Raw genomic sequence first — 21,182 nt, 5'->3', positions numbered from 1 at the left:
ATCGGATCAATAGGCGCTGAGGCCGGTGCCCTTGTAGACCTTGTCGAACTCGGCCTTCACCGCCTCGTTCTGATAGGAGGCGACCAGCGTCTTCACCCAGCCCTCGTTCTCGTTGCCGGTCTTCACCGCGATGAAGTTGCGGTAGGGATTGTCGGCGATCGGCTCCTGCGCAATGCGGTTTTCCGGCGTCAGGCCGCTTTTCAGCGCCCAGTCGGTGTTGACCACGGCCGCATCGAGATCCTCGACCGAGCGGCCGACGATGCCGGCGTCGAGTTCCTTGATCGCCACTTTCTTCGCGTTCTCGGCGATGTCGACGGTGGTGGCCAGAATGCCGGTGCCGTCCTTCAACTTGATCACGCCCTCGTTCTGCAGCACGCGCAGCGCGCGGCCTTCATTCGAGGGATCGTTCGGCACGCCGATGACCGCGCCCTCGGGCAGGTCGGCGACTGCTTTGTACTTCTTCGAGTAGAGGCCGATCGGCCAGACGCCGGTATAGCCGACGCGCACGATGTGATAGCCCTGAGTCTTGATCTGGTTGTCGAGATAGGGCTGGTGCTGGAAGGCGTTGGCGTCGATCTCGCCACGCTCCAGCGCCTCGTTGGGTTGGGTGTAGTCGTTGAACACCACGGTCTCGATGGCGAGGCCCTTTTCGGCCGCCTGGGCGACTACGACGCGCCAGACATCCTCGTCTTCGCCGCTGATGATGCCGACCTTGATCGCCTTCTTGTCCTCGGCGAACGATGCGCCGGGCGCCATCAGGCTGCCGATCGCGACGGCCGATGCGAACAGCAGAGCGAGGCCACTGCGCCGGTTCACGGTTGACCTCGGGGAAGATGGCAAAGTGTTCTTGAAGTCGGACATGATTGATCTCTGCGGTTGTGAAGTCATGGCAGCGAGGCGGATTGCCTAGCCTCGGTCACATCCTCAGAAATTCTACCAAGTTTATCAAAGAACGCGTTTCGCCGTTCTCGCCGAAGCCGGGAATATTCTCTCAAAATTTTCAAGGGCGTGAGCAAAAGCCGCCGCTTGACCGGCCGCAGCGGGTCGCGGCGCGATCTTGCGCGCCTCTGGAGGTCGCCAGATTCTCAGAGAGCCCGGCGTGCCGTCAAAACGCGATCCAGGCCGTCTTCAGGTCCAGATATTTCTCCAGCGCGTGAAGCGACTTGTCGCGGCCGAAGCCGGACTGCTTGACGCCGCCGAGCGGCACGGTGATGTCGGCGCCGCCATAGGTGTTGACGTGTACGACCCCGGCATTGATGGCACGCACCATGCGATGCGCGGTGGAGAGATTGGCGGTCCATACCGCCGAGGCAAGCCCGTAGATGGTCGAATTGGCAAGCCGCACCGCCTCCTCCTCGGTCTCGAAGCGCATGACGCCGAGTACCGGCCCGAACACCTCCTCGCGGGCAAGCTGCATCTCCTGCGTGACGTTCTCGAAGATCGTCGGCGCCATGTAGCTGCCGCCGGTTTCCGCGAGAATCCGTTCGCCGCCGGTGACCAGCCGGGCGCCTTCCTCCGTCGCCCTGGTGACGAAACCGAGGTTCTTGTCCAGCTGTTCGGCGCTCGACACCGCACCGACATCGCTGGCGAGATCGAGCGGATCGCCGACTTTGAGCCGCATGGTTGCCGAGAGCAGTTCGTCCATGAAGCGGTCGTAGACCGCTGACTGGACGAGAAGCCGCGAGCCGGCGACGCAGACCTGGCCGGAATTGCGAAAAATGCCGTTGGCCGAGACGACCGCCGCCTGTTTCAGGTCGGGGGCATCGGCAAAGACGATGTTCGGCGATTTGCCGCCGAGTTCGAGGAAGACGCGCTTCAGATTGGAGCGAGCGGAATATTCGAGCAGCCGCCTGCCGACCGGGCCGGAACCGGTGAAGGCGATGGCGTCGACATCCATATGTAGGCCGAGCGCCTCGCCGGTAACCGAACCACGCCCGGTGACGACGTTGAGCACACCGGGAGGCAAGCCGGCCTCGCTGGCCAGCTCGGCCAGCCGCAGCAGCGTCAGCGAAGCGATTTCCGGCGGCTTGACCACCACGCAATTGCCGGCGGCAAGTGCGGGCGCGATTTTCCAGGCGCCGATCATCAGCGGGAAATTCCACGGCACGATGACGCCGACGACGCCGAGCGGCTCCTTGTGGATCAGCCCGAGCACATTGTCGGCCGTCGGCGCGATCTCGCCATAGACCTTGTCAATCGCCTCGGCATAGTAGCGGATGGTGCCTGCCGCCGAGAGCGGTTCGGCCTTGTAGGCCATGCCGATCTCGGTGCCGTTGTCGCGCACGCCGAGCACGGCGAGCTCGTCGGCATGCTTTTCAACCAGCTCGGCGAATTTCGTCAGCACCTTCTTGCGAAAGGCTGGCGCTGATCGCGACCACGAGCCCTTCTCGAACGCCTTGCGCGCCGACTTCACGGCGCGGTCGATATCGGCGGCGTTGCCGTCGGCGATGCTGGCGAAAGGTCGGCCGTCGATCGGCGACGTCACCGGCAGGCTCGCGCCGCTTGTTGCCTCGATCTGCACGCCATCGATGAACAGGCCCCGCGCGCCGATCTCCGTCCTGCGCAGCGTGTCGATGGCACTCTGACTGATCATGGGTGACGGACTCCCAGGGAAACATGCAATGTGGTTGGCGCGCGGAATTCCCAGCCGCGAAACACCGGTTCCTTGCCAGGCACAAGGCTGAGATCGGGGAACCGCAGGAGCAGCAGCCTTACCGCAAGGCACATCTGCTCGCGCGCGAAGAACCGGCCCGAACAGAAATGATGGCCGAAGCCGAAGGCGGCATGGTTGCCTTCGTTGCGGTTGATGTCGAAGCGGTCGGGATCGGCAAAGCGGCTCTCGTCGCGGCTTGCCGAGGAGACGAGTGCGGCGACGGCGGCGCCGGCTGGAATCGTCACGCCGCCAAGCTCGACCGCCCGTGTCGTCTGCCGCGTCTGCGTGCCGATCGGCGCCACCCAGCGCAGGCCCTCGTCGACCGCTTTTGGCACGAAGGTCTCGGGATCGGCGAGCACCTGCCGCAATTGCTCGGGATGGGCCAGCAGGCCGGCGAGGATCGAGCCGGCGCCATGTCCGGGCTCCTGCATGCCACCGAGCAGGATGACCTTGATGCTTGGCATCAAAAAATCGATTGGCCGCGTCGTGCCCTCCTGCATGCCGTCATGCAGCATATGCGACAGCGCCGAGTCATCTGGCTGGCGCGCAAGTCTTTCCAGCGTCGGCAGGATGGCGTCGCCAACCTCGGCACTGATTGCGTCGGCGATCTCCTGCCGCTTCGGATCGTTCTCGAAATTGATGGCGCCCTGGGCAAGGCCGTAGAACCAGCGGCGCAGCGTTGGCATCTCGATGTCGGCAAGGCCGAGCGAGCGCGCCAGGCTGAGCGTCGACACCGGCTCGAAATAATCGGCCATCAGCTCGGCGGAGCCCTGGCTGGCGATCCGGTCGAGAAAAGGTTCGGCAATCGACCGCACGAGGTCGCCGGCATAGGCGGCGACGGTGCGCGGCCGGTATTTCGGATCGACGCCCTGGCGCAGCTGCTTGTGCGTCTCGCCATCGGTGGTCAGGATGGTGGGCTTGCCGAAGGAGCGCTCGACCGGCGACGAGCCGACCACGGCGGAGAAGATGTCGGGCGACTTGGCGACGCTCTCGACATCCTTCCAGCGGGTGACGAACCACAGATTGACCGCCGGCACGAAGGTGACCGGCGCACTGCGCCTGAGCTCTGCATAGATCGGGTAGGGATCGGCTTCCAATGCCTCTACGGTGATATTCTCGGCAAAGCTCAAATCCGCCACTCCCTTTGTGGTGTAAGGGGCGGCGTGACACGCCGCCCCTTTGCTTTTCTCAATCTTTCAGCGGCTGGCCGAGGTTTTCGAAGGCTATGGGATCGCGGCTCTTCAGCGCGCTGGCCAGCAGCAGTCCGACGATCGCGGCGATCAGCACCAGCCCTGGCAGGAACACGCCAAGGAAGCCGCCGGCCCCCGACAGGCTGCCGAAATTGATGACGATCAGGTAGATGATGATCACGAAGGCGATGAAGGTCAGCCCTGGCAGGATGGTGGTCTTCAGCGCGTTCTCGTGGGCCGCCGGGTTGGCGCGGAAGAACATCACCACGGCCAGCGAGGCCACCGCCATCATGACGATGACGCCGAGCGTCGCGACATTGGTCAGCCACGAAAACAGCGCCAGCACCGGATCGAGGCCGAGCACGGCGAACAGGCCGACGACGACCGCGGCGAGCACGCTCTGGATGACGGAAGCGACATGCGGGCTCTGATGCACCGAATGCGTCACGCCGATCGTCCGCGGCAACAGCTTCTCGCGGCCCGAGACATAGATGTAGCGGGCAACCGCATTGTGGAACGCCAGCACGCCGGCAAACAGGCTCGACACGAACAGGATGCTCATCGCCTGCGACAGCATGGTGCCGGCGTAGCGGTCGGACAGGCCGAACAGGAAGGTCGTCGGATCCTGCAATCCCTGCAGCGTCGGCAGCAATTTGTCGACACCGGCGCCGACCGCCATCAGCCATGCCGTGAGCATGTAGAAGACGCCGATCAGCACGACCGAGAAATAGGTGGCACGCGGAATGGTGACTTTTGGATCGCGGGCTTCCTCGGCATAGATCGTCGTCGCCTCGAAACCGATGAAGGCGGCAAAGCAGAACAGGATTGCGATGGCCGGCGAGCCGCTGACGATCTGGCTCCAGCTGAACGGCGCCGCCGACAGGCCGCTGTCGCCGCCGGTCTTGAGGATGGCGATGTCGAGGACCAGCACTACAAGATATTCGCACAGCACCAGCACTGTCAGGATCTTGGCGGAAAGGTCGACCTGCCGATAGCCGAGCACGGCGACCAGCGCGATGGCGATGAAGCTCCACACCCACCAGGGCAAATTGATGCCCCAGCCGGCGAACAGGCCTGATGTCGCGGCACCGAGCAAGCCCATGACCCCGATCTGCATGGCATTGTAGGACAGGATGGCGATCAGCGCCGTGGCGCCGCCGGCCATGCTGCCGAGGCCGCGCGCGGCATAGGCATAAAAGGCGCCGGCATTGCCGACATGGCGTGACATGGCGACATAGCCGACCGCGAACAAGAGCAGCAGGATGGTGACGATGAGGTAGGTGCCGGCAAAGCCCGCGCCATTGCCCATCAGCATGCCGAGCGGCGTACCGCCGGCGACCGCGGTAAGGGGTGCGGCCGCCGAAATCACCATGAAGGTGATGGCGCCGACGCCAAGACTGTTCTTGCGCAGCCTGTTGGCCGGCGCCTGTTCTGCAACTGCTGTCATTGATCCCTCCTGTTTGCGAACCCTTGAGCTCGCCGGCCGAATGGCCTGTCCCATGCACTCTGTTGGCTGGTTCATTATTTGAACCGTTATTTTGAATATAGACTTGCAAACAATGCCGATGCCTGTCAAGTTAATTCACACGTTAAATGATTGTCCCGAACCCGGAGGCAAATTTGAGTACGGTCGGAAAAGCGATCTCGCTTCTGGAGCTGTTCAACGTCGACGAGCCCGAACTCGGCCTGTCCGATCTGGCGCGCCGCTCGGGCTTCGACAAGGCGACGACAAGGCGGCTGCTGATTGCGCTGGCCGGCCGTGGTTTCGTCGAGCAAGATGCGGGTACGCGGCACTATCGCCTCGGCGCCGGCCTGTCGCGGCTGGCGCGCATCCGCGAGGCGCGCTTTCCCTTCCTGCAGACGGCTGTTCCGCTGGTGCGGGAGCTCGCGGCATCGACGGTCGAGACCGTGCATTTGTCGGAATTCGGCGTCGACAGGCTGGTCACCGTCCATGTCGAGCATCCGGCATGGGCGAACCGGGTCAATGTCGATATCGGCCAGCTGCTGCCCCTGCATTCGACGGCTTCCGGCATCGCCTATCTGGCCTTCGCCCGTGACGAGACCGTCAAGGCGTGTCTTGCGGGTTCGCTCGACGCCTTCACGGCGCATACGCTGATCGAACCGGTCGCCATCTCCAGGTCCATGGGCGAGGCGCGCGCGCGCGGCTATTCGATTTGCGACCAGGGTTATGAGGAAGGTGTGATCAGCGTCGCGGCAGCGATCCGCGCGGCGGACGGCTTTGCGCTCGGCACCATCGCGGTGGCCGCGCCGAAGGCCAGGACGACGGCAGCCGCGATCGCGGAACGGGGACTTGCGGTGATGGAAGCGGCACGAGAGATTTCGATACGCCTCAACGGCGAGACCCTGCAAACCTTGAGGAGGCAGGCTTGATGTCTGCAGAGACTGCGCCCCGCATCCTGGTCATCGGCACCGGCGACACTAAGGCCGAAGAGCTGTTGTTCATGAAACAGTGCATCGAGGCATCGGGTGGCAGCGCCGTGATGATGGATGTCAGCGTGCTGGGCGACCCACCCTACAGCCCCGATCACGACAAGCACGCCGTGGCGAGGGCGGTCGATGTGACGATTGCCGAGATCGTCGCGAGCGGCGACGAGAACACCGCCATGACGCTGATGGCCGGCGGCGCCGTGCAACTGGTGCGCAAGCTCCATCAAAACGGCGAGATCGATGCCTTCATCGCCATCGGCGGCTCGATGGGAACCGATCTGGCGCTCGACGTGGCCCTTTGCCTGCCGCTCGGCGTGCCGAAATTCGTCGTTTCGACCATCGCCTATTCGCATCTCATCCCGCCCGAACGCGTCGCCCCCGACCTGATGATGATCCTGTGGGCGGGCGGACTGTACGGCCTCAACAGCATCTGCAAGCTGGTCCTGTCACAGGCCTGCGGCGCGGTCGTCGGCGCGGCGAGGATCGTGCTGGCGTCGCGCGGCTCGGCGCCCGCCATCGGGCCGACCATCGGCATGACCTCACTTGGCAGCAGCTGCCTGCGCTACATGAAGACGCTGAAGCCGGCGTTGGAGCAGCGCGGCTATGACGTTGCCGTCTTCCACACCACCGGAATGGGCGGACGCGCCTTCGAATCGATCGCCGGACAGGGGCATTTCTGCGCGGTGTTCGATTTCAGCCTGCAGGAAATCACCAATCATCTCGCCGGCTCCGTCGTCAGTTCCGGCGCCGATCGGCTGGAGAATGCCGGCGCCCGCGGCATTCCCCAGATCGCCGCGCCCGGCGCCGTCGACATGGTCGATCTGCCGACCTGGCAGGATTTGCCGGCTAAATTCTCGACGCGGCCGTTCCATGCCCACAACAGGCTGATCGCTTCGGTCACCGTCGATGCCGACGATCGCCGCCAGGTCGCCAGGACCATCGCCGTCAAGCTCGGTGCCGCGAAAGGCCGCTCCGCCTTCATACTGCCAGCCGGAGGCATCCAGGAATGGGACGTGCAGGGCGAGCCGCTCTATGAACCCGAGGCTCTCGCGGCCTTCGCCGATGAAATGCGCAAGGTCATTCCCGCCGGGGTCGAGTTCCACGAAATGGACGCCCATATCAACAGCGACGACTTCGTCGGCAAGGCGCTCGAAATCTTCGACCGTTGGGTCGAGGAAGGCATCATTCCGCGCGGCATGCCGGCCAAGGGAGTGGCCGCGTGAGCGCTGTTCCGGCCCAGGCGCTTGTCCTCGATTTCGGTGGCGTCGTTACCCGCACGTTGTTCGAGACGCATGCCTTGACCGAACAGGCGCTCGGCCTCGCACCGGGGACGCTGCAATGGCGTGGGCCGTTCGATCCGGACAGTGACCCGCTGTGGCGCGCGATGCAGGGCGACGAGATCAGCGAGCGCGACTATTGGCGCACCCGTACAAGCGAGGTCGGCGGTCTCGTCGGCGAGGACTGGCAGGCGATGGAAACCTTCGTCCAGCGCGCGCGCGGCGCGGAGCCTGAAAAGGTGGTGCGGCCCGAAGCAGACAACGCCATCCGCACCGTGCATGCGGCAGGTTTCCGACTGGCCATCCTGTCCAATGAACTCGACCTGTTCTATGGCGCCGACTTTCGCCGGAGGCTGCCCTTGCTCGGCCTGTTCGACGTGATCGTCGACGCCACCTATACCGGCATCCTCAAGCCCGACCCGCGTGCCTATGCCTTCGTCACCGAAGCGCTCGGCCTGCCGGCCGGTGCTTGCGTCTTCGTCGATGACCAGCAGCGCAATGTCGATGGCGGCATCGCGGCCGGCATGCGCACTGTTCATTTCGACGTCGCCCGCCCGGGCCAATCCTATGCCGAAGCACTCGGCCATTTCGACCTCGTCCCGGTTGCCTGAGACCATTTGCGGAGCCCTTTCATGCGCGACATCAATTTCCTCACCGAGACCAACGCCAAGCCAATCTGGCACCCGATGGCGCATCCGGCCGAGATGCGGGCCAACCCGCCGAAAGTCATCATGAAGGGCGAGGGGGTGATGGTCACCGATATCGCCGGCAACACCGTGCTCGATGCCGTCGGCGGCCTGTGGAACGTCAATCTCGGCTACAGCTGCGACCCGATCAAGAAGGCGATCGCCGACCAGCTCGGTGCGCTGCCCTATTATTCCGGTTTTCGCGGCACCTCGACCGGACCGTCGATCGAACTCGCCTACGAACTGGCTGAATGGTTCGAGCCGGAAGGCATGGTGCGGACCTTCTTCACCTCGGGAGGTTCGGATTCGGTCGAAACAGCACTTCGGCTGGCCCGGCAATACTGGAAGATCCGCGGCCAGGCCGACCGCACCAAATTCCTCGCCCTGAAGAAGGGCTATCACGGCACGCATTTCGGCGGCGCGTCGGTCAACGGCAACGCCAATTTCCGCCGCAACTATGAGCCGCTGCTGCCCGGTGTGTTCCACATTCCTGCGCCCTGGACCTTCCGCAACCCGTTCGACGAGACCGACCCGGTGCGGCTGGCAAAACTCTGCGCCAGGGCGTTGGAGGACGAGATCGCCTTCCAGGGCGGCGACACCATCGCCGCTTTCATCATGGAGCCGGTGCTCGGCGCCGGCGGCGTCATCGTTCCGCATGAGAGCTTCATGCCGCTGGTGCGCGAGATCTGCGATCGCCACGAGATACTGCTGATCGCCGACGAAGTTGTCACCGGCTTCGGCCGCACCGGCGCCTGGTCGGGTTCGCGGCTGTCGGGTGTGAAGCCGGATTTCATGACCATCGCCAAGGCGATCACCTCGGGCTATTTCCCACTCGGCGCCACGCTGATCGGCGGCAAGGTAGCCGATGTCTTCGAGGCCGACAAAACCAGCTTCGGCGCCATCGGCCATGGCTATACCTATTCCGGCCACCCCGTCGGCTGCGCGGCGGGGCTGGCGGCGCTTGCCGAGACCAAACGGCTTCGCCTGAACGAGAACGCGGCCGCGCGTGGCATCGAACTCGCGGCCGTGCTGGAGGGGCTGAAGGCCAGGCACGCGATCGTCGGCGATGTCCGGTACAAGGGCCTGATGGCGGCGCTGGAGCTGGTCTCGGACCGCGCCACCAAGAAGCCTGCCGACAAGAAGACCATGGCGGTGGTTTCGGAGGCGGCCTATGAGGCCAGTGTCATGCTGCGCGTCTCCGGTAACGCCATCATCCTGTCGCCGCCGCTCATCATCAGCGCCGCCGATGTGACGAAGATCGGCGAAGCATTGGATGCAGGCCTGTCGAAGGTCTGACGGGTTAGTGGATGAAACGGAGTTTCGAGACGCAAATGACTCAATCGCAAGAAGCGCTGGTTAGCCGGCGTTCCCGCCTGCTCGGTGCGAAATCGCAATTGTTCTATGACGAGCCCGTGCACCTGGTGCGCGGCGAAGGCGTCTGGCTCTATGATGCCGACGGTCGCAAATATCTCGATGCCTATAACAATGTCGCCCATGTCGGTCACTGCCACCCGCATGTGGTCGAGGCCCTGTGCCGGCAGGCCAGCCTGCTCAACACCCACACACGCTATCTGCACACCGCCATCCTCGACTATGTCGAGCGGCTGACCGCCACTTTCGATGCCAGCCTGTCGACCGCCATCCTGACTTGCACCGGTAGCGAGGCCAACGACATTGCGCTGCGCATGGCGCAAGCGGCATCGGGGCAGATGGGCATCATCGCCACCGACGCCACTTATCACGGCAACACCACGGCGGTTTCGCAGCTCAGCACCCGCATGCCGCCAGTCGGCGGCCGCGCCCGCAATGTCAGGCTGGTGCCGGCGCCCGATAGTTTTCGCCACCCGGATGCGATGGCCAATGGCAAGGCGTTTGGCGATGCGGTGCGCGAAGCCATCGCCTCGCTGGCAAAGGACGGCATCGGCCTGTCCGGCATCATCCTCTGTCCGCTGCTGGCCAATGAGGGATTTCCGACGCTCCCGTCCGGATTCTTCGATGATGCGGTGCGCTCGGTTCGTGATGCCGGAGGATTGGTCATCGCCGATGAAGTGCAGCCCGGCTTTGGCCGCACCGGCAGCCATTTCTGGGGCCACCAGCGCGCCGGCTTCGTGCCCGACATCGTCACCATGGGCAAGCCGATGGGCAACGGCCATCCGGTCGCCGCGGTGGTCACCACCAAGGACACATTGGCGACCTTCCGCAACGCTTTCCGTTACTTCAACACCTTCGGCGGCAATCCGGTCTCCTGCGCGGTGGCCAATGCCGTTCTCGACGTCATCGAGCAGGAAGATCTCGTCGCCAACGCGCGTAATGTCGGCGCCTATGCGCTTGGGCTGTTGCGCCCGCTGGCCGAGCGTCATGAATGCATCGGCGAGGTCAGGGGTGCCGGGCTGTTCTTCGGCGCCGAGCTGGTTCATGACCGCGAGACCCGCGAGCCGGCGCCCGACATTGCCGAGCAGGTCGCCAACCGGATGCGCCATCACGGCGTGCTGATGGGCAAGACCGGCATCCACGGCAATGTGTTGAAGATCCGCCCGCCAATGCCGTTCTCGCGCGACAATGCCGACGCCCTGATCGGCGTCCTCGACGAGGTGCTGGGTGAAGTCGGCGGAGTGAAGGCGTGAGCGCTGTTTCCGCGCAGTCCGAGCCCGAGACGGCAGCCGATGTCACGGCGCTTGCCAGGCGCGCGCTCACCCATTGGGGCATTCGCGAAGGTGAGCCGGAGCTGCTGAAATTCCGCGAGAACGCGGTCTTCCGCATCCGCTTGCCCGATGGCCAGCCGGCTGCCATGCGCATTCACCGGCTTGGCTATCACACGGACGCGGCGCTGCGCTCGGAACTGCAATGGATGGGCTTTCTGCAATCCGCTGGCATCGCCACGCCATCTGCGGTCGCCACGCAGGCAGGCGATCTGTTCGTGCTCGTCAGCACAGCCGCTTCTACGCAGCCCCGGCAAGTCGATTGCTTGAGTTGGCTGGAAGGCCGCGCCGTCGGCGCGCGAGGCGTGCCGCTGGATTTTACGCCCGAGCAGGCAAGACAGGTCTTTACCGCGATCGGCCGAACCATCGCCCACATGCACAATGTCACGTCTGCCTGGACGCCGCCCGCCGGCTTTGCCCGCCATGCCTGGGATTTCGATGGCTTCTTCGGCGCGAACCCGAATTGGGGCCGCTTCGAGACCTCGCCCTTCCTCGACAGCCCTCGTCGCGAGCTGGTTTTCCAGGCGCGGGAGAAGGCCGTGAAGGCGCTGTCGGAGCACGAACGCAGCGCCCGCAATTTCGGCATCATCCACGCCGATCTGGTGCGCGAGAACGTGCTTGTCCATGAGGGTGCGATCCGCATCATCGACTTCGACGATTGCGGCTATGGCTGGCACATGTACGACCTTGCCGTTGCGCTGTACCAGAACCGCGAGGAGGCGATCTATCCGCTGATCGAGGCTGCTTTGCTCGACGGCTATCGGCGGGAGCGGGGGCTGACGGCGCAGGACATCGCCGCGCTGCCGCTGTTTTCCGCCTTGCGCGCCTTCGCCTTTCTTGGCTGGGTGCAGAGCCGCGTCGAAGGCGACATCACCAGGGAGGTCGGCCTGCGCATGTCGGCCATCGCAGCCGATGTGGTGATCGCCTATCTGCGTGGCGAATAGGGCTGCTGTGCGGGCTGGCGACCGTCAGCCCTTCGCGAAATGGATGCTGACCGTTCCCGAGCTGCCGAAATCGGCAACGATCGTGTCGCCGGGCCGCGCCTCGACCGGGCGCACGAACGATCCCGAGAGCACCACCTCGCCAGCCGCGATCGACATGCCGTAGCTGGCGAGCCTGTCCGCCAGCCAGGCGATGCCCATCGCCGGGTGGTTGAGCACGCCGGCGCCGAGCCCGGTTTCCTCGACCTCGGCGTTGCGCGAGACGATGGCGCCGATCCAGCGCATGTCGACCTCATCAGGACGTTGCCGCCGGCCGCCGATGACAATGCCGGCATTGGCGGCATTGTCGGAAATCGTGTCGAAGAAGGTGCGTGCCTTCTTCGTCTCGGCATTGACGCGCTCGATGCGCGTATCAAGGATTTCCAGCGCCGGTGTGATGTAGTCGGTGGCGTGGAGCACGTCGGAGATGGTCACGCCGGGGCCTTTCAGCGGCGCCTTCATGACGAAGGCGATCTCGGCCTCGACGCGCGGCTGGATGAAGCGGCCGGCCGGCACCGTCGCGCCGTCATGGAAGAACATGTCGTCGAACAGCACGCCCGAATCCGGCGTGTCGATGGCAAGCGCGTACTGCATCGCCTTCGATGTCAGCCCGATCTTCCACCCCTTCGGCTTCAGCCCGGCATCGATCTTGCGCGTCACCAGCGCCGCCTGCACGCGATAGGCATCCTCCATCGTCGCCTCGGGGAAATCGAGGCTGAGCAGACGGATCTGGCGGCGCGACCGCTCGGCCTCGAACAGCCGTGCCGCGGCGTCTTCCACTTGCTCCGGGGTCATTGCGCTGCCTCGTCGACGACACCGTTTCTGAGCACGCCGATGCCCTCGGCCTCCACCTCGATCACGTCGCCGGGCTTCAGCCAGATCGGCGGCTCGAAGCGGGCGCCGGCGCCCGTCGGCGTGCCGGTGACGATGATATCGCCCGGCACCAGCTTGGTGAAGGTCGAGATGTAATTGATGATCTTGCGGAAGGAAAAAATCATCCGGCTGGTGCGGTCCTGCTGGCGCAACTCGCCATTGACGCGGGTGGTCAGCGCGATGTCGGCGATCTGCGCCTCGTCGGTAAACGGCACCAGCCATGGGCCGATAGAGCCGCTGCGGTCGAAATTCTTGCCTTGCGTGACGTTGAACTTGGCATGCCGCACCCAGTCGCGAATGGTGCCCTCGTTGCACAGCGACAACGCCGCGATATGGCCGAGCGCCTCGGCCTCCGGGATGCGCCGTCCGGCCTTGCCGATGACGATGACGATTTCGCCCTCATAATCGAGCTGCGGTGATTCCGGCGGCCGCACCAGCGGCGCGCCATGGCCGACGAACGAGCGTGGAAAGCGGACGAACAGCGACGGGTTGGAGGGCGCAGCCTGACCATCCTTGTACTCCTCGTTACGGTCGGGGTAGTTGACGCCGACGCAGACGATCTTTTCCGGCGAAGGCACCGGGATTTCGTAGGCGATGGCGTCGAGCGGGAAATCTGGGGCAAACGCCTCGGCCTCTTCCGCCAGCCGCCGCAAGGCCCCGGCCTCGATCACTTCGCGCAGCGTCGGCCACATGCTGTAACGCGCCGACAAGTCGACGACACCCTTGCTCGTGATAGCGCCATAGCGCGCCTTGCCGCCGACGGTGAAGGTGGCGAGCCGTGCGGGGTTCATGCAGCGGTTCCACCGTTCGTTTTGCTGGGAATGGAACAGGTTGGCGCTCTACGGCGCCCCCCTCTGTCCTGCCGGACATCTCCCCCTCTTGGGGGGAGATTGGATGTCATCTCTGCCTTCGCCAATTTCCAACGCTGCAAGAGAGGCGCTGACCATGGGCCTGGCCAATCTCCCCCCTTGAGGGGGAGATGTCCGGCAGGACAGAGGGGGGCGTGACGGAACGCTATCATCTCTGAATTCCCGTCTAAGGTGCAATGATCGGCGAAGCCGCCAAATCCGGCTGGCGTGCCTTCGCTCCGGCAAACACACTGCCCTCCTCGAACCAGCTTTTCGGCGCCGGCGCGCCCCACAGCGTCTGGCGCTGCGGGTCCTTGAGGTCCCATTTGATCGGTTCCAGGTCCGGATCGACCGTCTGGTAGTCCGAACAGTAGATCTCGATGCGGTGGTTGTCCGGATCACGGACATACAGGAAGAAGGCATTGGAGATGCCGTGCCGGCCGGGGCCGCGTTCGATATTCGGCAGATAGCCCGTCGTTGCCATCAGGTCGAGCAGGTCGATGATGTTGAGCGGCGTCGGCACCCAGAAGGCGACGTGGTGCAGGCGCGGTCCGACGCCGTTGGTGAAGGCGATGTCGTGCACGCCGCCCTTGCGGTGCGTCCACGCCGCCCAGAGCTTTCCGCTGCTGGCATCCTCGGTATACTCGGTCACCCGGAAGCCGACCTCGTTGTAGAAGGCGACGGATTCGTCGACATTGGGCGAGAAGCAGTTGAAGTGGTCGATGCGCAGCGGCTTCACGCCCTTGTAGAGCGCATATTTCTGGTGGATCGGCGGCAACCTTTCCATCTCGGCGTAGAATTCAAGCGGAATGCCATGCGGATCGCGTGTGCGAAAAGTGCGCGACTGGTAGGGCCGCTCGACCCATTCCACCGGCAGGCCCTTGCCCCTGAAGAAGTGCTCGGCTTTGTCGAGATCCTCGTCCGAAAAGACCTTGAAGCCAAGGTCGCGCGCCTCGGCCACCTCGGCCTTCTTCAGCACGATGCAATGGTGCCCGCGCTCCTCCAGCGCCCTGAGATAGATGGTATCCGATTTCTCGTCGGTGACCTGCAGGCCGAGCGTATCGACATAGAACGCACGGGATTTGGCGAGGTCGGTGACGGCCAGCTCGACATGGCTGAGGCGCACGATGTTGAAGGCGGGATAGAGATTGGGCTTGGGCAAGGGCATCTGATTTCCTCCGGTCAGCCGCCGAGTTTCTGGATCGCGTGCGCCGTCGTCGCGAAGGCTACGTTCTTCGTCTCCATGTAGAAGTCGAAGGAATGGTCGCCGCCGTCGCGGCCGATGCCGGAATTCTTGACGCCGCCGAACGGTGTCGGCAAATGGCGCACATTCTCCGAGTTGACCCAGATCATGCCGGCGTCCAGCGCGTCGGTGAAGCGGAAAGCGCGGGTGACGTCCGAGGTCCAGAGATAGCCCGTCAGGCCATATTGCGTGTCGTTGGCCAGCGCCAGCGCCTCGGCCTCGTCGTTGAAGGGAATAGCGCTCAGCACCGGCCCGAAAATCTCCTCCTGCGCGATGCGCATGCCGTTGGTCACGTTGGTGAACAGGGTTGGGCCGACATAGCAGCCGCCGCCCGGCCCATCGACCTTGCCGCCGCCGACGGCGAGCGTGGCACCTTCCGACCTGCCGATATCGATATAGGACAGCACCTTCTTCTCATGCACCGGATGGATCAGCGGTCCGACCACCGTTTTCGGATCGAGCGGGTGGCCGACGACGATGCGCTTAGCCTTCTCCGCGACTTTGGCGGTGAAGCTCTCATAGACGGAGGCTTCGACCAGCAGCCGCGAGGACGAGGTGCAGCGTTCGCCATTCAGCGAATAGATCATGAACACGGCGGCGTCGGCGGCGCGCTCGAGATCGGCGTCGGCAAAGACGATCACCGGGTTCTTGCCGCCAAGCTCGAAATGCACGCGCTTCAGCGTGTTGGCGCCTTGGCGCATAATCATCGAACCGGTGCTGCTTTCGCCGACAAAGCCGATCGCCTTGATGTCGGGATGCTCAGTCAACGCCTTGCCGGCATCTTCACCGAGGCCGTTGACCAGGTTCCAGACACCCTTCGGCAGACCGGCCTCCTCGGCGATGTCGACCAGCAGGCGGGCGGTCAGCGGCGAAAATTCAGCCGGCTTATGAACCACGGTGCAGCCGGCCGCCAGCGCCGGCGCAATCTTCCAGGTCGACAGCATGAACGGCGTGTTCCACGGCGTGATGATGCCGATCGGGCCGATCGGAACGCGCGTCGTGATGTTGACCTGGCCAGATGTCCGCAGCGTCTCGCCGTCGCGGGCTTCGGGCGCACGGTCGGCGAAGAAGCGGAAATTCTCGGCACCCCGCAACGCCGCCTTGGCCATGAACTTCAGCGCCTGGCCGGTGTCCATGCATTCGACGAAGGCGATCTCTTCGGCGCGCGCTTCAATCGCGTCGGCGATTTTGTGCAGCAGCTTCTTGCGTGCCTCGCCAGGCATGGCGGCCCAGGCCGGGAACGCTGCCTTCGCCGCCTTGGCGGCGCGGTCGATATCGGCAGCCCCGCCGCGCGCGACGCTTGCCAGCGGCTTCAGGTCGACCGGCGACAGCGTTTCGAACGTCGTGCCGTCGAGCGCCGGTACCGCCTCGCCGCCGATCTGGTTCAACACGCCATCGCGCCTGAAGCGGTCCAGATAGGCCTCGGCCTTGTTCAGATTGCCTTGCAGGTCGGACATGTCGGGTTCCGTCACTTGCCGCGCAGTCGCGGGTGGATTGCGTTTTTCTTCCAGCTCAGCACCGGGTCGATTTCCCGGATCTCGAGCGACAGGGCGAAATGCGGCGTCTCGAACAGCGTGGCAAGGTATTCGCTCACCGCCGCAAAGACAGCCTCGCCGGTCCGCTTCTTCTCGTCCGGGCTGCGGCCGGTGCCGATGCGAAACGACATGTCGAGAAAGGCGTTTTCCGGCAGATTGTCGGCCATCGCGTAAGCCTCGGCGCGAAAGGCCCGCACCCGCACGGCGCCGGTCTCGAACAGCCCGGTGTCCAGCACGGTGCGCAACACCAGCGCGCACAATTCGCCCATGTCGACCTTGGCATCGAGATTGGCTGAATACTCGATGGAGAAGTGAGGCACGGCGTTTCCCTGGTCTATTGTTTTTGTTGTAGTTAACGCGTTAATTACATGCAGCGCCCACGAAGTCAAGTCTTGCATCGGCCTTGGCGCAACGATACGGGATGGCAGGACGGGCCCTGGCAGGCGGATACGGCTGAGGGAAGGCCTGTTTTCGATCGCAAGCGTGGGAGGCTCTTTTTCTTGCTGCCTGAAAACACTCGTCGTTCCCTGCCGATGGCGCTTCTTCATGCCCGCGAAGCGGTGATGGCGCGGTTTCGGCCTATGCTTGCGGCGCATGACGTGACCGAACAGCAATGGCGCGTGCTGCGTGTGCTCAGCGAGGCCGGCCCGGTCGAGGCAACAGAGCTTGCCGATCGCGCATCGGTGCTGCCGCCCAGCCTGACGCGCATCATCAAGGCGCTCGAGGGCCGCAAATTCATCACCCGCAACAAGGCCGAAGGCGACGGCCGCCGCGTCGTTCTGACCATTGCGCCAGCCGGTTCCGCCCTGATCGACGCGCTGTCGCCCGAGCGTCGCATCATTTATGACGACATCGAACAGCGCTTCGGCCACGAGAAGCTTGAGCAGTTGCTGGATCTCCTGGAAAGCCTGATCGACGGCGAGAGTTGAGCGTTCTCCAGCGCAAGCCGTTCCGATCTGCTCACCCGCCAAAGCTGCCCAGCCGCGTCGGCTGCGTGTAATTGCGGTCGACATAGAGCAGGGCCGAGCCGCCGCTGCCGTGTCGGACATCGATGACGCGGCCGATCATGACATTGTGCGTGCCGACGACATGAACAGTCTCGATCTCGCAATCGAAATTGACGATCGCATCCGACAGCGCCGGCGTACCGGAGGTCAGCGTCTGCCAGCGTGCGGCGGAGTAGCGCGCTTCCATGTCCCTGGTTGCGCCGGCAAACTTTCCCGCCAGATGCATATGGTCATGCGTCAGCACGTTGACGCAGAAGCGCCGGTTGGACAGGAACATGGCGGCCTGCGTCGAGCGCCCATTCATGCACACGAGCAGCGTCGGCGGCTCGTCGGAGACGCTGCACATGGCGGTGGCGGTGAAGCCGCCACGCCCGGCCGGCCCATCGGTGGTGACGATGTTGACCGGCGCGCAGACCCTCGCCATGGCGTCGCGGAAATCGGCTTTCGAGATCTGCGTGGCCATCTGATTTCACTCGGCCGTTGAAGCAAGTGGATCGAGCCAGGTATCGCCGGTCCAGCCATTCTCGTCATAATCGGCCATGCAGGTGTCGACCAACTCCTCCATCGCCTTCAGCCGCCCGCCGCGCTCGGCGCCCTTCAGCACCTGCAGCCGCACCTCTTCCGGCGCGCCGGCATAGTTGAGCTCGTAGAGCGCATGGCGGCCGCCGAACTCGGTGCCGGTCGCGTCCCACAAAAGCTTCATGATCTTGATGCGCTCGATGTGGCCCATGTCGTTGGAGCCGCGCACATATTGCGCCAGATATTTGTCGATCTCGGGATTGTTGAAGTCGCGCACCGAGGACGGCAGGTAGATCAGCCCCGAGGCGATCACCCGGCGCACGGTGTCGATGACGCGTGGATAGGCTTCCGACATGAAGGTCCGGTAGGCGAGTGCTGCTTCCAGATTGGGCAGCACCGCGCCATTCGCCCACGGGATCGGGTTGTAGGCCATGGCGTTGGAAAAGCTCCAGAACATGTGCCTGAGCGCGATGACCTCGCCAAGTGCCGCCTGGTTGCCGCGGAAGGCATCGCCGCCGGTGGCGCGCAGCGCCTTGGCCAGCAGGCCGGCGAGGAAATCGAGCTTGACGGCGAAACGCGTGCAGCCCTGGAAGCAGTAGCCGTGCATGAAGCCGGAAGCCGGATGAAAGGACAGGATTTTCTGCGCGTCGCGCAGCACCAGAACGTCCTCCCAGGGGATGAAGACATTGTCGAGCACCAGGATCGCGTCGTTCTCGTCGAAGCGCGACGACAGCGGATAGTCGAAGGGTGCCGCCACCGTGTTGGCCGTCTGCTCGTAGGAGACGCGGCAGAACATCTTTATCCCCGGCGCATTCATCGGCACGATGAACATCACCGACAGCGACGGATCCTCAGTGATCGTCGCTGAGCCCTGCGCCAGAAAATTGTAGTGGGTCAGCGCCGAGGACGTCGCCACCACCTTGGCGCCGGAGACATAGATGCCGGTGTCCGTCTCCCTGGTGATGTGGACGAAGACGTCCTTCACCTGTTCGGCCGGCTTGTGGCGGTCGATCGGCGGATTGACGATGGCATGGTTCATGAACAGTGCGGCTTCCTGCGCACGTTTGTGCCAGGACAGAGCATTGTCCTTGAACGGCCCGTACCAGTCGGCGTTGGCGCCGAGCGTGTTCATCAGCGCCGCCTTGTAGTCGGGCGTGCGCCCCATCCAGCCATAGGACATGCGCGACCACTCGGCGATCGCCGTCTGCTGAGTAACAAGCTCAGCCGAGGATTTGGCAACCCGGAAATATTTGTGGGTGTAGCCGCCCGAGCCGGTGTCGGTCGGCGAGGTCAGCGTGTCCCGCCGCTTGGCGTCATGCAGCGCGTCGTAGAGGCGCGCCAGCGACCGCGCCGAATTGCGCATCGAAGGGTGCGTGGTGACGTCGGCAATGCGTTCGCCATTGATATAGACCTCGCGGCCATCGCGCAGGCTCTCCAGATACTCTGCCCCGGTGAACGGGCGTGCCTTATCAGTGCGGAAGTCTTCCGATCGCATGATGGTCCTCCTCTTAAGCCGCAACACTAGCGTCCTGGGCATCCATCGGTTATGGACGGAACGGCAAAACCGATTGGACTTTTTCCGGCGACATGAGCCAGAATTCCATCCCCGATTTCTTCGTCTATGGCGAGCCGGTGCGGCCGCTCGATGTCGGGTTCCTGCATGTCGAGACCGTGCTGGCGCGCAGCAATATCCATCTTGGCCAGGTCGCAGCGCACAAGCATCCGCAGATGGGCCAGATCACCTTCTGGACCAGCGGCTCCGGCACCTACCGCATTGAAGACCGGTCCTGGGACTTTTCGGCGCCTGCCGTCAGCTTCGTGCCGAGCACTATCGTGCACGGCTTCTCGATCGGTCCCGGCACCGACGCCATCGTCGTCTCGGTCGCAGATGATGCCTTGGCGGCAATCGCCGCTCACAGCCTGCTGCCGCTGGACCGGCCGGTCTTTGCCGACGGCCTGCCGCGGCACGCAACGTGGGCGAGATTGGCGGCGGTGCTGGAGATGATCGCCGCCGAATACGCCGAGGCGCAGGCCGGCAACGACAGGGTCCTGCCGGCGCTGATCGCCGTCGCGCTCTCCCACATCGCGAGGCTCAGTCCCGGCGTGACCGCTGCCGCAACCTCCTCCGACGCTTCGCTGGCGCTCGGCCTGCGTCGGCTCGCCGATGCGCATTTCCGCGACAACTGGCCGGTTGACCGCTACGTCGAGGCGCTGGCCACGACACCGCATCTCCTCGACAAGGCCGCTCGCGCGGTGCTGGGCAGCGGCGTCAAACGGGTCGTGAGCGAGCGACGGCTGCTGGAGGCCAAGCGTCTGCTGCTGTTCACCGTACGCACGGTGGAGGACATCGCCTATGAGATCGGCTTCGACGACCCCGCGTATTTTTCACGGTTCTTTCGCGCGCGTGTCGGCGAAGCGCCCGCCGCCTGGCGGCGGAAACAGTTGCAGGGCCATTGATCCTGCGTGAAATGCAGACTCCGTGACGCGCAATCCTCGATGTTGCAGCCACAGCCACTTTTTCGTGAAGCTGAACGGGTTGATCCCTTCGCCTGTCTGCCTAGGTAGAAAGGAGCGGCGGGCGCCACGCAAATCTGACATCGGACCAATTTGACAGTCGGCATGATATTTTCCTGCATTCAAAAGCTTGCCCTCGCTGTTCTCTGTGTCGCCATCCAGTCTTCCTGCGTTGTTCCCGACGATACGTCGCGTATCGCCAAGGTTGATCCAACGGCGGCGGCCGCCCGCAAGGAGATGGTCGGCCTCAGCGAAGCCGATGTTCGAATGTGCGCCGGTTTTCCGACCGCCACCGCAGATGCCGGCCGATCGAGCCAGATCTGGACCTATAAGCGCGTCGTTCAGCGCGGCAATCTCAGCGTTGTCGTCCCGACCCTGGCGGTCGGCGCGATCCCGGCGGTCGGCGGCCCGTCAATGTCGCTCCCGGCGGATATTGCGACACGCAAATTCGCATGGTCGACGGCCGCGTCGCCGAAGTTGCCTACGCCGGCGACAACAATTTGCCGAACAGTCGCGACGCGCTTTGTGTCAGCACGGTGGACGCTTGTGTGGCCTACGCCCGCCAGCACGGTCGGAGGCCGGCAGCCAGGTAGCTGGCGGCAAACAGCGATGGCATGGGGTGTTGCACGCGGATATTGTTGAGGGCTTGACTGACCGCCCGTACCGAATAGGTTAGCGGTCGAGAAAATACCGGCTCTGATCGCCGGGCG

General features: G+C 64.1%; 20 protein-coding genes. 9 read left to right on the top strand and 11 right to left on the bottom strand.

Going from position 1 to position 21,182, the window contains the following annotated elements; translation table 11 throughout:
• Window positions 1-6: 6 nt before the first annotated feature.
• The 4 genes from MESCI2_RS0132690 to MESCI2_RS0132675 form a co-directional block, all read right to left on the bottom strand.
• Window positions 7-861 carry a MetQ/NlpA family lipoprotein gene (locus MESCI2_RS0132690; RefSeq protein WP_027040172.1) on the bottom strand — a complete coding sequence of 285 codons (855 nt, stop codon included), beginning with the start codon at window positions 859-861 and terminating at the stop codon, window positions 7-9.
• Window positions 862-1,105: 244 nt separating this feature from the next.
• Window positions 1,106-2,593, bottom strand: a complete 1,488-nt coding sequence (locus tag MESCI2_RS0132685) for an aldehyde dehydrogenase (RefSeq protein ID WP_050596725.1) — start codon at window positions 2,591-2,593, stop codon at window positions 1,106-1,108.
• Window positions 2,590-3,783, bottom strand: a complete 1,194-nt coding sequence (locus MESCI2_RS0132680) for a cytochrome P450 (protein WP_027040170.1) — start codon at window positions 3,781-3,783, stop codon at window positions 2,590-2,592. Before MESCI2_RS0132680 ends, MESCI2_RS0132685 begins: the two co-directional genes overlap by 4 nt.
• Before the next feature lie 58 nt (window positions 3,784-3,841).
• Window positions 3,842-5,290 (bottom strand): APC family permease, encoded by a 1,449-nt coding sequence (locus MESCI2_RS0132675; protein WP_027040169.1) that lies wholly within the window; start codon window positions 5,288-5,290, stop codon window positions 3,842-3,844.
• A gap of 173 nt (window positions 5,291-5,463) precedes the next feature.
• Between MESCI2_RS0132675 and MESCI2_RS0132670 the strand changes: the two genes are divergently transcribed.
• Genes MESCI2_RS0132670 through MESCI2_RS0132645 form a run of 6 tightly spaced genes read left to right on the top strand, consistent with a single transcriptional unit; the run spans window position 5,464 to window position 11,897 of the window.
• Window positions 5,464-6,234, top strand: a complete 771-nt coding sequence (locus MESCI2_RS0132670; protein ID WP_027040168.1) for an IclR family transcriptional regulator — start codon at window positions 5,464-5,466, stop codon at window positions 6,232-6,234.
• The gene (locus MESCI2_RS0132665) at window positions 6,234-7,514 is read left to right on the top strand and encodes a Tm-1-like ATP-binding domain-containing protein (RefSeq protein WP_027040167.1); all 1,281 of its coding nucleotides are present in this window, start codon (window positions 6,234-6,236) and stop codon (window positions 7,512-7,514) included. Before MESCI2_RS0132670 ends, MESCI2_RS0132665 begins: the two co-directional genes overlap by 1 nt.
• Entirely contained in the window at window positions 7,511-8,179 is a 669-nt protein-coding gene (locus MESCI2_RS0132660) for an HAD family hydrolase (protein WP_027040166.1), read from the top strand. Before MESCI2_RS0132665 ends, MESCI2_RS0132660 begins: the two co-directional genes overlap by 4 nt.
• Before the next feature lie 21 nt (window positions 8,180-8,200).
• A complete protein-coding gene (locus MESCI2_RS0132655; protein ID WP_027040165.1) occupies window positions 8,201-9,550 on the top strand; it encodes an aminotransferase class III-fold pyridoxal phosphate-dependent enzyme in 1,350 nt (449 codons plus the stop codon).
• A gap of 35 nt (window positions 9,551-9,585) precedes the next feature.
• Entirely contained in the window at window positions 9,586-10,878 is a 1,293-nt protein-coding gene (locus tag MESCI2_RS0132650) for an aminotransferase class III-fold pyridoxal phosphate-dependent enzyme (protein ID WP_027040164.1), read from the top strand.
• Window positions 10,875-11,897 carry a phosphotransferase enzyme family protein gene (locus tag MESCI2_RS0132645; protein WP_027040163.1) on the top strand — a complete coding sequence of 341 codons (1,023 nt, stop codon included), beginning with the start codon at window positions 10,875-10,877 and terminating at the stop codon, window positions 11,895-11,897. Before MESCI2_RS0132650 ends, MESCI2_RS0132645 begins: the two co-directional genes overlap by 4 nt.
• Before the next feature lie 24 nt (window positions 11,898-11,921).
• Here the strand turns inward: MESCI2_RS0132645 and hpaH are convergent, their stop codons facing one another.
• The 5 genes from hpaH to MESCI2_RS0132620 all read right to left on the bottom strand — a co-directional run bounded on the left by hpaH (window position 11,922) and on the right by MESCI2_RS0132620 (window position 16,752).
• On the bottom strand, window positions 11,922-12,728 hold the full coding sequence (gene hpaH, locus MESCI2_RS0132640; protein ID WP_027040162.1) for a 2-oxo-hept-4-ene-1,7-dioate hydratase: 807 nt from the start codon (window positions 12,726-12,728) through the stop codon (window positions 11,922-11,924).
• Window positions 12,725-13,597: a fumarylacetoacetate hydrolase family protein gene (locus tag MESCI2_RS0132635; protein WP_027040161.1), complete on the bottom strand. Its 873-nt coding sequence runs from the start codon at window positions 13,595-13,597 to the stop codon at window positions 12,725-12,727. The genes hpaH and MESCI2_RS0132635 overlap by 4 nt, the downstream gene beginning before the upstream one ends.
• Window positions 13,598-13,841: 244 nt before the next feature.
• A complete protein-coding gene (gene hpaD / locus MESCI2_RS0132630) occupies window positions 13,842-14,822 on the bottom strand; it encodes a 3,4-dihydroxyphenylacetate 2,3-dioxygenase (RefSeq protein WP_027040160.1) in 981 nt (326 codons plus the stop codon).
• A gap of 14 nt (window positions 14,823-14,836) precedes the next feature.
• Window positions 14,837-16,354: a 5-carboxymethyl-2-hydroxymuconate semialdehyde dehydrogenase gene (gene hpaE / locus MESCI2_RS0132625; protein ID WP_027040159.1), complete on the bottom strand. Its 1,518-nt coding sequence runs from the start codon at window positions 16,352-16,354 to the stop codon at window positions 14,837-14,839.
• A gap of 11 nt (window positions 16,355-16,365) precedes the next feature.
• The gene (locus tag MESCI2_RS0132620) at window positions 16,366-16,752 is read right to left on the bottom strand and encodes a 5-carboxymethyl-2-hydroxymuconate Delta-isomerase (protein ID WP_027040158.1); all 387 of its coding nucleotides are present in this window, start codon (window positions 16,750-16,752) and stop codon (window positions 16,366-16,368) included.
• Between the two features lie 213 nt (window positions 16,753-16,965).
• Between MESCI2_RS0132620 and hpaR the strand changes: the two genes are divergently transcribed.
• Window positions 16,966-17,361 carry a homoprotocatechuate degradation operon regulator HpaR gene (gene hpaR / locus MESCI2_RS0132615; RefSeq protein WP_245270514.1) on the top strand — a complete coding sequence of 132 codons (396 nt, stop codon included), beginning with the start codon at window positions 16,966-16,968 and terminating at the stop codon, window positions 17,359-17,361.
• A gap of 31 nt (window positions 17,362-17,392) precedes the next feature.
• Here hpaR and MESCI2_RS0132610 read toward each other — a convergent pair whose 3' ends face one another.
• Complete coding sequence (locus tag MESCI2_RS0132610; RefSeq protein ID WP_027040156.1) at window positions 17,393-17,902, bottom strand: flavin reductase; 510 nt, start codon at window positions 17,900-17,902, stop codon at window positions 17,393-17,395.
• Window positions 17,903-17,908: 6 nt separating this feature from the next.
• Window positions 17,909-19,453 carry a 4-hydroxyphenylacetate 3-hydroxylase N-terminal domain-containing protein gene (locus tag MESCI2_RS0132605; protein WP_027040155.1) on the bottom strand — a complete coding sequence of 515 codons (1,545 nt, stop codon included), beginning with the start codon at window positions 19,451-19,453 and terminating at the stop codon, window positions 17,909-17,911.
• Between the two features lie 92 nt (window positions 19,454-19,545).
• Here MESCI2_RS0132605 and MESCI2_RS0132600 point away from each other — a divergent pair, with 92 nt between their 5' ends.
• Window positions 19,546-20,415: a helix-turn-helix domain-containing protein gene (locus MESCI2_RS0132600; RefSeq protein ID WP_027040154.1), complete on the top strand. Its 870-nt coding sequence runs from the start codon at window positions 19,546-19,548 to the stop codon at window positions 20,413-20,415.
• A 162-nt stretch (window positions 20,416-20,577) separates the two neighbouring features.
• Window positions 20,578-21,114 carry a hypothetical protein gene (locus MESCI2_RS01000000135935; RefSeq protein WP_245270505.1) on the top strand — a complete coding sequence of 179 codons (537 nt, stop codon included), beginning with the start codon at window positions 20,578-20,580 and terminating at the stop codon, window positions 21,112-21,114.
• Window positions 21,115-21,182 lie beyond the last annotated feature (68 nt).

The organism is Mesorhizobium ciceri WSM4083, assembly GCF_000519305.1.
GTDB lineage: Bacteria > Pseudomonadota > Alphaproteobacteria > Rhizobiales > Rhizobiaceae > Mesorhizobium > Mesorhizobium ciceri_B.
This window is presented reverse-complemented; position numbering and strand designations above follow the sequence as displayed.

Excerpts from the sequence above, each read along its gene's own strand:
- MESCI2_RS0132650 (WP_027040164.1), top strand. The coding sequence starts at position 9,586 with ATGACTCAATCGCAAGAAGCGCTGGTTAGCCGGCGTTCCCGCCTGCTC.
- MESCI2_RS0132665 (WP_027040167.1), top strand. The coding sequence starts at position 6,234 with ATGTCTGCAGAGACTGCGCCCCGCATCCTGGTCATCGGCACCGGCGAC.
- hpaH (WP_027040162.1), bottom strand. The coding sequence starts at position 12,728 with ATGACCCCGGAGCAAGTGGAAGACGCCGCGGCACGGCTGTTCGAGGCC.
- MESCI2_RS0132675 (WP_027040169.1), bottom strand. The coding sequence starts at position 5,290 with ATGACAGCAGTTGCAGAACAGGCGCCGGCCAACAGGCTGCGCAAGAAC.
- hpaR (WP_245270514.1), top strand. The coding sequence starts at position 16,966 with ATGGCGCTTCTTCATGCCCGCGAAGCGGTGATGGCGCGGTTTCGGCCT.
- MESCI2_RS0132605 (WP_027040155.1), bottom strand. The coding sequence starts at position 19,453 with ATGCGATCGGAAGACTTCCGCACTGATAAGGCACGCCCGTTCACCGGG.
- MESCI2_RS01000000135935 (WP_245270505.1), top strand. The coding sequence starts at position 20,578 with ATGATATTTTCCTGCATTCAAAAGCTTGCCCTCGCTGTTCTCTGTGTC.
- MESCI2_RS0132685 (WP_050596725.1), bottom strand. The coding sequence starts at position 2,593 with ATGATCAGTCAGAGTGCCATCGACACGCTGCGCAGGACGGAGATCGGC.
- MESCI2_RS0132690 (WP_027040172.1), bottom strand. The coding sequence starts at position 861 with ATGTCCGACTTCAAGAACACTTTGCCATCTTCCCCGAGGTCAACCGTG.
- MESCI2_RS0132610 (WP_027040156.1), bottom strand. The coding sequence starts at position 17,902 with ATGGCCACGCAGATCTCGAAAGCCGATTTCCGCGACGCCATGGCGAGG.
- MESCI2_RS0132635 (WP_027040161.1), bottom strand. The coding sequence starts at position 13,597 with ATGAACCCCGCACGGCTCGCCACCTTCACCGTCGGCGGCAAGGCGCGC.
- MESCI2_RS0132655 (WP_027040165.1), top strand. The coding sequence starts at position 8,201 with ATGCGCGACATCAATTTCCTCACCGAGACCAACGCCAAGCCAATCTGG.
- hpaE (WP_027040159.1), bottom strand. The coding sequence starts at position 16,354 with ATGTCCGACCTGCAAGGCAATCTGAACAAGGCCGAGGCCTATCTGGAC.
- hpaD (WP_027040160.1), bottom strand. The coding sequence starts at position 14,822 with ATGCCCTTGCCCAAGCCCAATCTCTATCCCGCCTTCAACATCGTGCGC.
- MESCI2_RS0132600 (WP_027040154.1), top strand. The coding sequence starts at position 19,546 with ATGAGCCAGAATTCCATCCCCGATTTCTTCGTCTATGGCGAGCCGGTG.